The 14622-nt window shown below is 37.2% G+C and carries 11 protein-coding genes; 3 read left to right on the top strand and 8 right to left on the bottom strand.

Annotation, left to right across the window (positions count from 1 at the left end; translation table 11 throughout):
* The first annotated feature begins 44 nt into the window (after positions 1–44).
* Both BUB25_RS12275 and BUB25_RS12270 read left to right on the top strand, forming a co-directional pair.
* Positions 45–1244, top strand: coding sequence for an acetate/propionate family kinase (locus tag BUB25_RS12275; protein WP_072944758.1), 1200 nt, complete (start codon positions 45–47; stop codon positions 1242–1244).
* 204 nt (positions 1245–1448) lie between these two features.
* Positions 1449–2825 carry a M28 family peptidase gene (locus BUB25_RS12270; RefSeq protein WP_072944756.1) on the top strand — a complete coding sequence of 459 codons (1377 nt, stop codon included), beginning with the start codon at positions 1449–1451 and terminating at the stop codon, positions 2823–2825.
* 44 nt (positions 2826–2869) lie between these two features.
* Here BUB25_RS12270 and BUB25_RS12265 read toward each other — a convergent pair whose 3' ends face one another.
* The 5 genes from BUB25_RS12265 to BUB25_RS12245 form a co-directional block, all read right to left on the bottom strand.
* The gene (locus tag BUB25_RS12265; protein ID WP_072944754.1) at positions 2870–3940 is read right to left on the bottom strand and encodes an AI-2E family transporter; all 1071 of its coding nucleotides are present in this window, start codon (positions 3938–3940) and stop codon (positions 2870–2872) included.
* Between the two features lie 89 nt (positions 3941–4029).
* Positions 4030–5130: a PAS domain-containing sensor histidine kinase gene (locus tag BUB25_RS12260; protein WP_072944752.1), complete on the bottom strand. Its 1101-nt coding sequence runs from the start codon at positions 5128–5130 to the stop codon at positions 4030–4032.
* 229 nt (positions 5131–5359) lie between these two features.
* A complete protein-coding gene (locus tag BUB25_RS12255) occupies positions 5360–6205 on the bottom strand; it encodes a hypothetical protein (protein WP_072944750.1) in 846 nt (281 codons plus the stop codon).
* 17 nt (positions 6206–6222) lie between these two features.
* Positions 6223–7041: a 3-deoxy-8-phosphooctulonate synthase gene (gene kdsA / locus BUB25_RS12250; RefSeq protein WP_072944748.1), complete on the bottom strand. Its 819-nt coding sequence runs from the start codon at positions 7039–7041 to the stop codon at positions 6223–6225.
* A 178-nt stretch (positions 7042–7219) separates the two neighbouring features.
* On the bottom strand, positions 7220–7672 hold the full coding sequence (locus BUB25_RS12245) for a 2-dehydro-3-deoxyphosphooctonate aldolase (protein ID WP_072944839.1): 453 nt from the start codon (positions 7670–7672) through the stop codon (positions 7220–7222).
* A 403-nt stretch (positions 7673–8075) separates the two neighbouring features.
* On the opposite strand from BUB25_RS12245, the gene BUB25_RS12240 reads away from it, so the two are divergent.
* Entirely contained in the window at positions 8076–9965 is a 1890-nt protein-coding gene (locus tag BUB25_RS12240) for a peptidase U32 family protein (RefSeq protein ID WP_072944837.1), read from the top strand.
* A gap of 84 nt (positions 9966–10049) precedes the next feature.
* Here BUB25_RS12240 and BUB25_RS12235 read toward each other — a convergent pair whose 3' ends face one another.
* The 3 genes from BUB25_RS12235 to BUB25_RS12225 form a co-directional block, all read right to left on the bottom strand.
* Positions 10050–10235: a YgaP family membrane protein gene (locus tag BUB25_RS12235; protein WP_072944746.1), complete on the bottom strand. Its 186-nt coding sequence runs from the start codon at positions 10233–10235 to the stop codon at positions 10050–10052.
* A gap of 13 nt (positions 10236–10248) precedes the next feature.
* Positions 10249–13470, bottom strand: a complete 3222-nt coding sequence (locus BUB25_RS12230; protein ID WP_072944744.1) for an efflux RND transporter permease subunit — start codon at positions 13468–13470, stop codon at positions 10249–10251.
* Between the two features lie 62 nt (positions 13471–13532).
* Complete coding sequence (locus BUB25_RS12225) at positions 13533–14615, bottom strand: efflux RND transporter periplasmic adaptor subunit (protein ID WP_072944742.1); 1083 nt, start codon at positions 14613–14615, stop codon at positions 13533–13535.
* Positions 14616–14622: the final 7 nt, after the last annotated feature.

Below are 14622 nucleotides of genomic sequence, written 5' to 3'. Positions count from 1 at the left end.
CTTCCGAAGCTTTGGGAAGAGAGAGGATCAATAAATCGTTTTACATGAAAATAGTAATAATAAATTCGGGAAGTTCTTCCATAAAATATCAATTAATCAAGATGCCGGCCAATGAGGTCATTTGCAGTGGGCTGATTGACAGAATAGGTTTAGAAACATCTAACCTTAGTTATGAAACCAAAGAGAATCGTATTGAAGAAATAATGTCTATCCCAAATCATAAAGAGGGACTAAAGAAGGTTGCTCAATTATTACTCGATGAGAAAGTGGGGGTAATTAAAAGCACTTCGGAGATTGAAGCTGTGGGACATCGTGTGGTGCATGGCGGGAGCACTTTTACCCATACTGTTATCATTAATAAAGAGGTCAAAGAAAAGATAGAAAAACTTTTTGATTTGGCTCCTTTGCATAATCCGGCCAATTTAGAAGGAATAAATGTTGCCGAGGAAATTTTTGAAAATGCCAAGCAGATTGCTGTTTTTGATACTGCTTTCCATCAAACCATACCCGTTGTAGCGCATAAATATGCTATTCCTAATAAATTGTTGACAGAGAACAAGATTCGAGTTTATGGTTTTCACGGGACCAGTCATAAGTACGTTTCGGAACAGGCAATCCTATATTTGAGAGATAATCTAAAAATAAAAGCATCTAAAATCATAAGCATTCATTTAGGAAATGGCTGCAGTATGACGGCGGTGAAAGACGGAAAAAGCATTGATCATACGCTGGGATTTGCTCCTATGAATGGTTTAATTATGGGAACCCGATGTGGCGATATTGACCAATCCATAATCTTTTATATGGTCAATTCATTAGGCTATACGCTCGATGAGGTCAATACCTTACTCCAAAAACAAAGTGGTATGCTAGGCCTTACCGGATTTAGTGATTTGAGAGATATAGAAGCCAATGCAGAGAAAGGAAATAAAGACTGCCAACTGGCTTTAGCAATGAATGCCTATCGAATCAAGAAATATATAGGTTCTTACGCAGCGGCTTTAAATGGTCTGGATGCGATTGTTTTTACGGCCGGAATCGGAGAGAATTCCTCTTATATCAGAAAATTAGTTTGTACCGATATGGATTATTTTGGAATCGAATTAGACGATGCAAAAAATAATATTCGATCCAAAACGATCAGAGAAATCAATACAAAGAATTCGAAAACAAAAATCCTGATAATCCCTACTAATGAGGAAGAGGAAATAGCTAAACAAGTTCATGAATTGCTATTGAGTTAAAAGAAAAACATTAAAAAGCTTCTCTGTTGAGAGGCTTTTTTGTTCTTTTACAAAAAATAATCTGCTTCGAGTTAGATTCAGATTTCGGGCATAATTTGTTTTTCCGGTTTGGGCTAAATGACTTTTATTTCTTTACCGATTGTAAAGATTAGTAAATTTGGCTGTGAATCAGTTTTGTAATTTAAAAATTAACCTATTAAACCTATGAAAAAAAACACTTTTTTAGCTTTGCTTCTTTTTAACGGATCGCTGATTTTTGCACAAACAAATGAGGAACAAACAATCAAGAAAATTTACAATTCCGCTTTGACCAATTCCAAATGTTATTCCTGGTTGGATCATTTGTCTAATCAAATAGGAGGGCGTTTATCCGGTTCGGCTAATGCTGAAAAAGCCGTTCAATATACAAAGGCACAGTTGGAAACCCTTGGTTTAGATAGAGTGTATTTGCAGGAAGTGATGGTGCCTAAATGGGTTCGTGGTGAGAAAGAAACGGCATACATTCAAGACGGAAAAAATAAAACTTCAGTAGCTATCTGTGCTTTGGGAGGATCTGTAGCCACGCCAAAAAATGGTTTGACAGCCGAAGTGGTTGAAGTGCACAGTATTGAAGAATTAGCCATTTTAGGCGACAAATTAAAAGGAAAAATCGTTTTCTATAATAGACCTATGGAGCCGGAAAATATTGAGACATTCATCTCTTATGGAGGCTGTGTAGATCAAAGATATGCTGGAGCGGCTGCGGCTTCAAAGTTTGGTGCGGTTGGGACTATTGTACGCTCGGTGAATTTGCGATTGGATGATTTTCCGCATACGGGAGCACAAAGCTATGACGGAATTCCTAAATCACAATACATACCTACGGCGGCCATCAGTACCAATGGTGCAGAATTGTTGAGTAAAGCCTTAACGAGCAATCCAAAATTGAAATTTCATTTTAAAATGTCATGCCAGCAAATGGACGATGTTTTGTCCTATAATGTCATTGGCGAAATAAAAGGAAGCGAGCATCCGGAGAATATAATGGTTGTGGGCGGACACCTTGATTCTTGGGACTTAGCCGACGGTTCGCATGATGATGGTGCCGGAGTAGTACAAAGTATGGAAGTGATAAACATTTTCAAAAATCTAGGTTATAAGCCTAAAAACACCCTTCGGGTGGTGTTATTCATGAATGAGGAAAATGGAGGCAGAGGAGGACAGAAATACGAAGAATTGGCGCAAGCCAACAATGAGAAGCACATTTTTGCTTTAGAGAGTGATTCTGGCGGTTTCAGCCCAAGAGGATTTTCTTTAGAAACAGATCAGGCCAATTTTAATCAAATATTGAGTTGGAAAGATTTATTCGAACCTTATTTAGTGCATAGCTTTACAAAAGGACACAGTGGTTCCGATATTGCTCCACTGACTTCTAAACCCTTAGTGAAAGCAGGCTTAAAGCCAGATTCACAACGTTATTTTGATTACCATCATGCGGCCAATGATACTTTTGATGCCATCAACAAAAGAGAATTGGAACTGGGAGCGGCAACTATGGCTTCTTTGATGTACTTAATTGATCAAAAAGGAATTGTGAAGTAAAGAAAATACATTTCTTTCGAATATAAAATAACAAACCACAAGTATTATTCTTGTGGTTTTTTTATTTCTCCATCGCCAAGTAGTACGGATAAAGTTTTTAGACGTTCGGAACGATCTGCAATTAATTTAAGGATACTGACAAACGGAATAAATAAAATCATTCCCGCCGCACCCCATAAAATACCTCCGGCAGTAATCATAATAATGATAACGAGAGTGTTGATTTTTAAACGGCTGCCTACAGCAAAGGGGAAAATAATATAAGCTTCTAAAATTTGAACAACGGCAAAAACAAGAATGACAGCCAAAGGATACCAGATTGAATTGAAAGTGATCCAGGAAACTGCTATGGGTAAAAGAGCAGAAATCATAATTCCGATATAGGGAATAAAGGTAAGAATTGACGCAATAAAGCCAAATACAAATGGATGGGGCACACCAATAATGGCAAGTCCAATACTATTTAATACACCCACAATAAGATACACGACAAGCATTCCTTTGATAAAATTATAATAAGCATGTATGGTTTCGATGAGGATTTCGTAAATTATTTTTCTTTTCTCTGATGGGAAAATTTGATACAAAACATTCACCAGAATGTGGCGATGGAAAAGGATCAGGGCCGAAAAAACCGGAATGATTAAAAGGAAAAAAAAGATTTCTGAAAAGGAATAGGCCATGCTTTGCAACATCGAGAAAAGCTGTGTGCCAGAGTTATCAACTGAGTTTTTAAAAAAAAGTTGCTGTTCAGCAGCGCTTATTTCAAATCGCTGACTGATAAAAAGACTTATTTTATTTAAGGCTTCCAACAGTTTTAGTCTGAATAGCTCCCATTCGTTCGCAAATTCTTGGATTTGTAAAAAAAGAAGGTATAATAGCGCTCCAGCCAGTAAAACGATAATGGATAAACATAGAAAAATAGCTAGGGTCTTACTGATTCCATTTTTTTCCATCCATTTACAAACCGGATAGAGGATAAAGCTAATCAATAATGAAAAACTGAGCGGTATAAATAATGTTTTTCCAAAGTAAAGCAACAGAGAAATTAGTACAATATATTGAAGGATTTCAAGAGCGGAGTATTTTTTAGGCATTTTGGAAATTTGCATCATGAGAATTTAAATCTTTAAAAAAAATGTTTTTTTATTTTGATCTTGTTCCACTTTCTGATGCGATTTAAAAAACAGCTAGCAAAGACTTATCAATCCTTAAATGTAATGATAAATTTTGTTCCTTCGTTTACTTTACTTTCCACACTGATATGACCACCTAAATTAACAACATGATTGTACACTAAATACAGCCCAATTCCGCTACTGTCAATATGATTATGGAATTTTTGATGTAATTTAAAAATTTTGTCTTTCACTTTTTCCATATCAAAACCAATACCGTTGTCAGAAATGATTAATTGCTTCTTACCGGATTTATTATCACTATGAATAGAAATTGTAGGCAAACAATTTGGCTTGACATATTTAATCGAATTGGTTATTAAATTTAAAAAGATGCTTTTTAAATAGGCTTTATTAAAATTAACCGTATCAAGTTGTGAAAAGTCAACGTCAATTGTGGTATGTGAATTTTGGATCAAGGAGTTTATCGAAAGCAGGACTTCATCTAAGGATTCTCTCAAATTGAGCTTTTCAATAGGAGCCGCGTTTTCGTTCTTTTTGTTCAAAATCGTCACATATTCATTTAAAGTTTGTTTCAAACTTTCACTGGTAGATTTAAGAATGGATAGGTATTCCTGTGTTTCTGAATCTTCTATTTTAGAAGTGTCCAAGAGTTCAAATACGGAAAGCAAATTATTCACCGGAGATCGTAAATCATGTAGAGTGGTATAGGTCAGTTCCTTTAGATCGTTACTCATTTTAGTGAGCTCAGCCAAGTGCAAATTGCGTTCCTCTTCCAGCTCTTTTTTATAGGTTATGTTTTTGGCAATTGCATATACGTGTTCGTCATTTTCTACAGGAAAGGACGTCCATAATAACCATACTATATCTCCGCTTTTTGTTAAATAACGGTTTTCAAAATCAAATAAGGGGACTCTTTTTCTAAGTTCGTTTCTGGCAGAGGCAGTATTGTTTTTATCAGCATAAAATACAAACTCATTAATGGGCTTAGACATTAATTCCTCGGCAGAATAACCTAATAATTTACACACTGCTGGGTTTATTCTTTTAAAGTAACCATCAAATCCGGCTACACATAGCAAGTCAGGAGATAGATCGAAAAATTTTTCGAATTTATTGAAGCTATCTAAATGACTTTGAATAGCGTTCGATTCAGCTCGTATCATCTTTGTCATTTTAAACTACTTGTAATTAGTATCTTTTTGTAGGTTTTAAATTAAACAATGTTTTAACAAGCATGAATTTGGGACTAATGCTAGTACTAAAATAGCGATAAAATATGACATTGCGCTAATAACAATGAAAAAACTGATTTAAATTTCGAACTAAAAAGAAGGAGGCTGCATATAAAATACAGCCTCCTCATTTTTAGATTGTTCCATTTTGTTAGTTAACTTAGATTCTAAAGATTCCGCCAAAAGCAATTATTCTTTGGAAAAAGAAGAAATCTTGGGAAGCACTATCATCATTACTTTGTGTTGTTCGGATATCTGGCATATTGATGTACCCGCCTTTAAGTTCTCCTTGAATATAGAAGTGTTTAAAGAAGGTAATGTTCAGACCCGTTTTCAACGAGGCTCCATAACCCGAGATATGAAAATCATCATGACGCTCTTTTCCTAAAAGTGTAGTATTTGTTTTGGGGTACAATACACCAAATCCAACTCCTTCAGTCAGGTTTATTTGAATTTTGTCGGTGTTTTCAATTTTAAACAGTGAAGAAATATCATCATGTCTTGAAAATTCAGTATTCACATAGTTCAAGCCATCCGTGTGCTCATACATTAAAAAATCAGCTGTCATCACGGTAGGAGTATGGTTGTAAATTCCATCAAAAGAACTTCCGGTATTAATTGTACCAGTGACATTTGCCGTTTGGTTTTGAGTCATCACATATTTCATGTGATCTACGCCAATAGCAATGCTATAATGGTCGTTAATGAAATAGCCCATTCTAAAATTGGTTTGGGGAATAGTCATTCTAGCAGGATTTACATAGTCGATATGCCATCCCTTCGGTTTGTCTTGTGCCATCATGTTTTCTACGGTAAAATTATAATCTTTACCCTTGAAAGTTACATCCGACTTAGAATAGCTTTCTCTGTTTCCTCCCCATGAAACAAAGAATTTTCCTTTATTGTGAGCGGTATATTTCTCTTGTATTTTGATTTCTTCTTGGGCATTGGCTCCATTGGAAAAAAGCAACACCAAGAATGCGGAATATAAAAGTATATTTTTCAATGAACGGGATATAAAAATTAAAAAGAATTTACTGTTTTTCTAATGGCAACCAGTTTAGTCATTAAAGCTTCAAAGTAATCCAAGTGTAGCATATTAGCTCCATCACTTTTTGCATTAGCAGGGTCAAAATGGGTTTCTATGAAAATTCCATCAACGCCCACGGCAATACCAGCTTTGGCGATGGTTTCAATCATATCAGGTCTACCACCGGTGACACCAGCAGTTTGATTAGGTTGCTGCAAAGAGTGCGTAACATCAAGTACCGTACTTGCATATTGTTGCATAGTAGGAATTCCTCTAAAGTCAACAATCATGTCTTGGTATCCAAACATTGTTCCGCGATCGGTAACCATCACATTTTGATTATTGCAATCCAAAACTTTTTGAACAGCATGTTTCATGCTTTCCGGACTCATAAATTGGCCTTTTTTCAGGTTAACTGTTTTTCCGGTATTGGCTGCTGCTACAACTAAATCGGTTTGACGAACCAGAAATGCAGGAATTTGTAAAATGTCTACATATTGGGCTGCCATAGCCGCATCTTCATTAGTGTGGATATCAGTTACGGTAGGAACCCCAAAGGTTTCCGAAACTTTTCTTAAAATTTTCAGCGCTTTTTCGTCTCCAATTCCAGAGAAACTGTCTATTCTAGAACGATTGGCTTTCTTAAATGAACCTTTGAAAACAAATGGAATTTGTAGATTGTCAGTGATGCCAACCAGTTTTTCAGCAATACGCATCGCCATTTCTTCACCTTCTATTGCGCAAGGTCCTGCTAGTAAAAAGAAGTTACCGCTATCGGTATGTTTAATTTGTGGAATATCGTGTATGTTCATAATAGTATTTTATTGAATTGGCAAAGTTAAGAATGAATTACGACTTTGGAATGATGATTTAGGATTTATTTAAGCAATTTCCTTGCTTCCCGGCAACGGTCAGGACGCTAACTGCTTTTTCTTTATTAAGGAAAAAAAAGATTTTACAGCTATCAGGGATAAGGTATTGGGCTTCAATTTATATTTTTTTCAAACTTAGCCCCATTGGCACCATCAAAAGACCTTTTTCGTAAATATTCATGTAGAGTAATAGAGGCTTTTTTTGTCCTTCCCATTTTATTTCATAGACATCGAGAAATCCGGCACCCAGTTCGGTTTTCTTAGTAGGAAAAGGACAACAGCTTTCTAATTTTTTGAAAGTGATTTTTTCGCCATTAGGTCCTGCCAAAGCATTTAAAAAGCGTTCTTGATTTATGGATTCATCTCGGGTATTTTGATAAAAGACATTGATAGGATAATCCTTGTCATAACCGTATTTCTTGTCCTTGCTGTATGCTGTAATCACAAAGGTATTGTCCTTGGTGAGTTTAGGAATTGGTGCATTATCATCAATATTCATAATAGTAGACTTGGTACTCACGCAGGAAACGCTAACAAATACTAAGGCAATACAAGCAATAATTTTTTTCATATTTTCAGTTGATTTTGAACGATTCAATACAGGATATTGATGGGCTTGATTTTAATTACAAATATAATCAGAACTTTAAAGCGGTTCACTATACTAACTTACTTTTTGTTGTAGCAATTATGGCTCTTTTGTTTTGAAATAGATTCTTATTGAAGGTTTTTTGAAACTTTTGTCCTGGATTTAGCTCTGATTACAGGGGTTTAAATACTAATTTCAAACATTATTCCGTCTTTTTCTGAAGTATTTAGTAATTTTGGGCGCTTAAATATTCGAATAAAAAAAATAGTAGTGTAATTTCCTGCTAAAAAAGCAGAATTGTATTGGTTCGCAAAGATCAAAAACAATCCGTAAATCTCAGTTGATGGTTATCAGGAAACTGTCAAAGGACCATAAAAATCCAATTATGAAAAAGAAAATAGAAATCCTTGCTCCAGCCAAAAATTTGGTTCAGGGAATTGCCGCTATCAATGCGGGTGCAGATGCCGTTTATATTGGAGCACCACAATTTGGAGCGCGTACTAATGCAACTAATTCTGTTGAAGATATTGCAGAAATGGTTAAATATGCACACTTGTTCAAAGCGCAAGTTTTTGTGGTTATTAACACCATTTTGTATGACAATGAATTAGAGGCTTGTAAGAAATTAATCTATCAGTTATACGATATTGGAGTTGATGCGCTTATTGTGCAAGACATGGCCATTATGGAAATGGATTTGCCTCCAATAGTGATTCACGCGAGTACACAAGCAAACAACCGTGATCCTAAACACGTTAAATTCTTGAAGGATATCGGGATGCAACGCGTGGTTTTGGCCAGAGAATTGAATTTAGACCAAGTAAGAGATATTGCCGCAGCTACTGATGTAGAATTAGAATTCTTTGTTTCAGGAGCACTTTGTGTGTCTTTTAGTGGAAACTGCTATATGAGTATTGCAGGAGGGGAACGCAGTGCCAACAGAGGTTCATGTGCCCAAAACTGCCGTTTGCCCTACAACTTGATTGATGGTAACGGAACCACCTTATTGACCGAAAGTCATTTGCTTTCGATAAAAGATTTGGATTTAAGTGACCAATTACCGAGTTTGATCGAGGCTGGAATTACTTCATTCAAAATTGAAGGTCGATTAAAAGATATTGTTTATGTAAAAAATAATACTTCTTTTCTAAGAAAGAAACTAGATGCTTTTTTAGAAAATAATGATAGTTTCCAGAAAGCGTCTTCGGGTAGAACCTTTTATAATTTCGAACCAGAAATGGACAGAAGCTTCAACAGAGGCTACACTGATTATTTTGTAAACCAACGTAAGGAGAAAATAGGAAACTGGGAAAGTCCAAAATCCCAAGGACAGTTAATAGGTAAAATAACCGAAATCAAGGCCAATGGTTATGTGATAGAAAATCACGATAAATTGAACAATGGAGATGGTTTGTATTTTATCAACGAAGAAGGTGTTGCTGATGGCGTTCAAATCAATATTATTGTAAATGATATTGTGGTGCCAAATACCTTTAAAAATATTGCGGTAGGAACGGTTATTTATCGAAATTCGGATGCAGAATTCAACCGAATTGTAGAAAAAGAAAACGCTGCGGTTCGAAAAATTGGTGTAAGTCTTCAATTTACGGAAATTCAGGATGGGTTTCAGTTAACTGCTATTGATGAAGACGGACACCGAAGTATATCAACTTTGATTACTGAAAAAGAGGCAGCTAAAAGTGAAGAATCTGTAATTCCAAATATCACCAAGAATTTGGCTAAAACAGGTAACACACCGTTTATTGTAGATGACATTCAAGTGGAATTTACTAACAATTGGTTTTTGCCAATTTCTAAAGTAAACGAAGTACGAAGAACGGTCTTAGAACAGTTGATTGACATTCGAATCCAGGAGTACCATAGGGAAGAATTTCAAATCACAAAATCAGATATTCCTTATCCTACGGAGAAATTAGATTTCACCTTCAATGTTTCGAACAAATTAGCCCGAGCTTTTTATAAAAGACATGGCGTAACCGAGATCGAAAAAGCATTTGAACTGCAATGGGATCCGGGGAAAGCTAGGGTAATGACCACCAAATATTGTGTGAAATACGAATTGGGTAAATGTGCCCGATTCCAGAGAGCGACTATGGGTGAAAAAGTGGTTGAACCCTTGACACTAAAGCACGGTGAAAACGAGTACAAACTGAAATTCAACTGTAAACCCTGCGAAATGGAAATTTGGGAAAAAGATGCCGAATTAGAGTTTGAAGACGAAGACGAACAACTGGGTTTGGTCAAAAAAAGATAAGATCACTACACTAAAATATTTATAAAAAGAGGCTGTCCGAAAAAGGGCAGCCTCTTTAGTTTGGTATGTATAATATGACTAAACTTAGTCTTTTATATTCAGTTTTTTCAGGATGTCTTCCAGCAAGCACCATTTGGTAATGGAGGATTGGAATAAATTGACACCTACAAAGGCGGTCATCCACAGCCAATTTTGGTCTACATAAACGGCCAAAAGCAAGCTGATCATTATAAATATTCCGGCTACTGCTCTTACAATTCTATTTTTCATAATTTCTATTTATTTATTCTTGATTGGTTTGATCTTCTTGGGTTGTTGTTGCCCATTTTTTTCGTTCGCTGATGTAATAAATCAGAGGCACTACTAGCAAAGTCAATAAGGTAGAAACGATAGCTCCAAATACCAGAGAAATGGCTAATCCTTGAAATAAAGGATCAAAAAGGATAATCGATGCTCCAATAACCACAGCTCCGGTAGTCAATAGAATGGGAGAGGTTCTCACTGCTCCAGCCTCAATAATGGCTTGTTTTATAGGAATGCCATCCTGAAGGCGGATTTCTATAAAGTCAATCAGCAAGACCGAGTTTCGGACCATTACACCCGCCAAAGCGATCATCCCAATAAATGAGGTTGCGGTGAAATAAGCACCCAATAACCAGTGTCCAAACACAATTCCAATGAGTGATAACGGAATCGCCAGCATCATTACAATTGGTGTTTTGAAGTTTTGAAACCAACCCACAATCAGCATATAAATAATCACGATTGCCACCATAAAGGCAACACCTAAATCACGAAATACCTCTAGGGTTATCTGCCATTCACCGTCCCATTTTACGGTAAAATTGCTTTCGTCTGTGGGTTGCTCCATATAAAGTTCGTTTACTTTATAGCCTTTTGGCACTTTCATCTTATCCAGTTTTTCGCTCATTCCCAGAATCGCATATACAGGGCTTTCTAATGCACCAGCCATATCGGCGGTTACATAAACCACGCGTTTTTGGTCTTTTCGGTAAATGGTTTTCTGCAAAGTATCCTGTTTTACTTTGACCAAATCACTCACAGGGAGCATGTTGCCCTGACTTCCTTTAATTTTTAAATTCTGAATGTCCTGCAAACTGGTTTTGTCTTTGTCGTCAAGCGAAAGCACAATTCCCACATTGTCAGTTGAATTTTCGTCATACAAGTTAGAAATCGGATATTCTTTCAGCAAATAAGTCAAATTCCCCACCACTTGTTGAGGTGCAATTCCGTTAAGCATTGCTTTTTCTTTGTCAATTTCCAGTTTGTATTCCGTTTGATGGTCTTCAACCATCCAATCGATATCGACTACATCTGAGGTTGTTTCTAAGATGGTTTTTATCTGTTTGGCCACTTTTATCTGTTCGTTGTAATCAGGACCATAAACTTCGGCAACTAGCGTAGAAAGTACCGGTGGTCCAGGTGGCACTTCAATCAGTTTTACATTTGCCCCGTATTTCTTAGCAATCTTTTGAACTTCGGGACGCAGGGCTTTGGCAATCGCATGACTTTGAATGTCACGGTCTTCCTTGTGTTGCAAATTTACCTGAATATCTGCCATATTGCTCCCGCCTCGCATATCATAATGACGCACCAGGCCGTTGAAAGTAATAGGTGCTGAGGTTCCAATGTAATTTTGGTAATTGACTACTTCGGGCTGTACCGACAGGTATTGTGCAATTTCTTTGGTTACGGCAGCTGTTCGTTCTAAGGTTGTTCCTTCAGGCATATCGATAACTACTTGAAATTCATTTTTATTATCAAAAGGCAGCATTTTTACCACCACTGTTTTGTTGAAAAACATCAAAACAGAACCAAGTAATAATAAAACGGTCACCGCCAGAAGGGCTCTTCTTTTGGAACTGCTTTCCAAAAACGGACGCTCCAGTTTATTGTATATTCTATAAATAAGGCTAGTTTCCAGTCCTTCGGCTTCTTTGTGTTGTTGCTCGTCTTTTTCTTGAAGCAAATGATAACCCAAATAAGGGGTCACGGTCAATGCCACAAACAATGATAACAGCATCGCAATCGAAGCCCCAATAGGCATCGGACTCATATACGGCCCCATCATTCCGGATACGAAGGCCATAGGCAGTATCGCTGCGATTACGGTAAAAGTGGCTAGTATCGTTGGGTTTCCCACTTCGTTTATGGCATAAATAGCCGCTTGCTTGAAAGGCAGTCGTTTCATCTTGAAATGACGGTGCATGTTTTCGGCAATGATAATACTGTCATCGACCACAATTCCCACCACAAAAACCAAGGCAAAAAGTGTAATCCTGTTTAAGGTGTAGTCCAATAAATAATAACTAAACAAGGTAAGTGCAAATGTCAGCGGTACGGAGAAAAACACTACTAATCCACCACGCCATCCCATGGCAAGCATCACCAGAATGGTAACAGCTATTATGGCAACGCCCAAATGTAACAGTAATTCTCCCACCTTATCCGAGGCTGTTTCGCCATAATTTCGGGTTACTTCAACATGAACATCTGTTGGAATTAAATTCTTTTTTAGCTGCTCAATCTTAGTGATGATTTTTTCCGAGATTTTCATCGCATCAGCTCCTTTTACTTTACCTACGGCAATAGTCACGGCAGGATATTCTGATTTTGCGGTTTCAAATTTTTCGTTGGCTTTGCCATATCCAAAAGAAACATAACTTCTGGCTGTTGCAGGACCGTCCTGTACTTTGGCTACTTGTTTTAAGTAAACCGGAAGGTTTTTATTGATACCCACGACTAAGTTCTCGACATCTTCAGCATTCGATAAAAATTGGCCTGTTGTCACTAAATATTCTTGGTCATTTTGTACAAAACTCCCAGATTGCGAACTGCCGTTGTTGGCTTGAATCATTTGCATAATTCCCAAGGCATCGATAGCATTTTCGGCCATTTTGTCCTTGTCTAAGATTACCTTCAGCTCGCGAGTGCTGCCACCAATTTCTTTAGTAATAGCCACATCTTTCACCTTTTCGATTTCTGATGTTACTTCTTCGGCAATTTGTCGCAATTGGAAATCATCTTGCGTTTCGCTCCAAAGTGTAATTCCCAGCATGGGTACATCATCTATAGAACGGGTTTTAACAATGGGTTTGTAAACACCTTTTGGAAACATATCTTCGTGTTTCGCCAGCTCGTCATATAATTTTACGTACGAACGCTCCACATCCTGACCTACATAGAACTGGACAATCAGCATTGCCTGACCGTTCATTGCCATGGTATGCACGTGTTCTACGCCTTTGATATTCGAAATGATTTTTTCCAAAGGTTTGGCTACGCGACTTTCAACTTCTGTGGGACTTGCTCCCGGATAACCCACCAGCACATCGGCCATAGGGACATTAATTTGCGGTTCTTCCTCTCTGGGAATCAGAAACGAACTGTATACACCAATGATCATCAAAGCAGCCATCAATAAAATGGTAAGTTTCGAATTGATGAAAAAATGGGCTATTTTACCTGAAATACCTTCTTGCATAATTTTATTTTTTAAGTTTTAAAGTCTCAGGTTATCCCCCAAAACCGCACACTATTTACTGATCACTTAATACTAACTAAAGCGCCATTGTATAACTTCCCTTCAGCCGAAACGATATAATTTTCGTTAGCCGATAAACCCGATAGTATTTCGACTTGATTGCCGATGTTTTTTCCGGTACGTAACCATCTTAAAATAGCAGTATTTCCTGTTCCGATGGTATAGATTCCAGTGAGCTGCCCTTGTTTGATTAATGCCGATTGCGGAACCCAAACCATTTCATTTGTTGGTGTTGTTGCTTTATTGGTAACGGGAAACTGCACGTTTACAAACATTCCTGATAATACCGTACTATCCGTTTTATCCAGATTGATTTTTACCAAATATTGTCCGCCTGTATTGGTGGCCGAAAGGCTCAGTTCGCTCACTTTTCCAGTTAGTTTTGTATTAGAAGATTTTACCAAAATATTTACCGGCATTCCTTTTTGTATCGAAGCAATATCATTTTCTGAAACCATTGCTGTTACCTGTAATTTTGAAGCAGCTTCGATGCTTAACAATGGCATTCCGGGATTAGCCATATCGCCTTCTTTTACAAAAGTATTGGTCACCACTCCTGAGAAAGGTGCCGTAATATTCGAATAAGAGAATTGGGCAGCTATTTCATTTCGCATTTGTCTGGCACCTTCAAGTCCGGCTTTGGCCATTTCATAACGAGCGGTCATGTCGTCGAGTTCTTTTTGGGATGCACTTTGTTGTTTGAATAAATTGACAAAACGCTCATAATCTTTTTTGGCATTAGTATAAGCAGCTGTGGCTTGTAGAATGCTGGCATCGACTTGTGCTTTTTTGGCTAACAAATCGGTGTTGTTGATGCTGACTAATAATTGTCCCGCAGTCACTTTTTGCCCCAGTTGCACCGGGATTTTAGTAACATAACCCATCATTCGTGTACTGATAGTAGCACTGTTTTCGGCCGTTATTTTTCCGCTGGCCGTTACAAATTGGCTGTCGTTGTTTTGAGTTGTCCCACTTACTTTTACGGGGATAGCAACTTCCTTAGCAGAGGCTTCTTTTTTTTCTCCATTACAGGAAGATAAAAAGGCAAGGGCTACAGCTAGGATTGGGATAAATATTTTTTTCATTTTTGTT

Source organism: Flavobacterium granuli (genome assembly GCF_900129705.1).
GTDB lineage: Bacteria > Bacteroidota > Bacteroidia > Flavobacteriales > Flavobacteriaceae > Flavobacterium > Flavobacterium granuli.
The sequence above is the reverse complement of the archived record's forward strand: the minus strand, read 5'-3'. Positions and strand labels throughout refer to the sequence as shown.

Excerpts from the sequence above, each read along its gene's own strand:
- BUB25_RS12245 (WP_072944839.1), bottom strand. The coding sequence starts at position 7,672 with ATGAAAAAAATTATTGCTTGTATTGCCTTAGTATTTGTTAGCGTTTCC.
- BUB25_RS12275 (WP_072944758.1), top strand. The coding sequence starts at position 45 with ATGAAAATAGTAATAATAAATTCGGGAAGTTCTTCCATAAAATATCAA.
- BUB25_RS12270 (WP_072944756.1), top strand. The coding sequence starts at position 1,449 with ATGAAAAAAAACACTTTTTTAGCTTTGCTTCTTTTTAACGGATCGCTG.
- BUB25_RS12260 (WP_072944752.1), bottom strand. The coding sequence starts at position 5,130 with ATGATACGAGCTGAATCGAACGCTATTCAAAGTCATTTAGATAGCTTC.
- BUB25_RS12235 (WP_072944746.1), bottom strand. The coding sequence starts at position 10,235 with ATGAAAAATAGAATTGTAAGAGCAGTAGCCGGAATATTTATAATGATC.
- kdsA (WP_072944748.1), bottom strand. The coding sequence starts at position 7,041 with ATGAACATACACGATATTCCACAAATTAAACATACCGATAGCGGTAAC.
- BUB25_RS12225 (WP_072944742.1), bottom strand. The coding sequence starts at position 14,615 with ATGAAAAAAATATTTATCCCAATCCTAGCTGTAGCCCTTGCCTTTTTA.
- BUB25_RS12230 (WP_072944744.1), bottom strand. The coding sequence starts at position 13,470 with ATGCAAGAAGGTATTTCAGGTAAAATAGCCCATTTTTTCATCAATTCG.
- BUB25_RS12240 (WP_072944837.1), top strand. The coding sequence starts at position 8,076 with ATGAAAAAGAAAATAGAAATCCTTGCTCCAGCCAAAAATTTGGTTCAG.
- BUB25_RS12265 (WP_072944754.1), bottom strand. The coding sequence starts at position 3,940 with ATGATGCAAATTTCCAAAATGCCTAAAAAATACTCCGCTCTTGAAATC.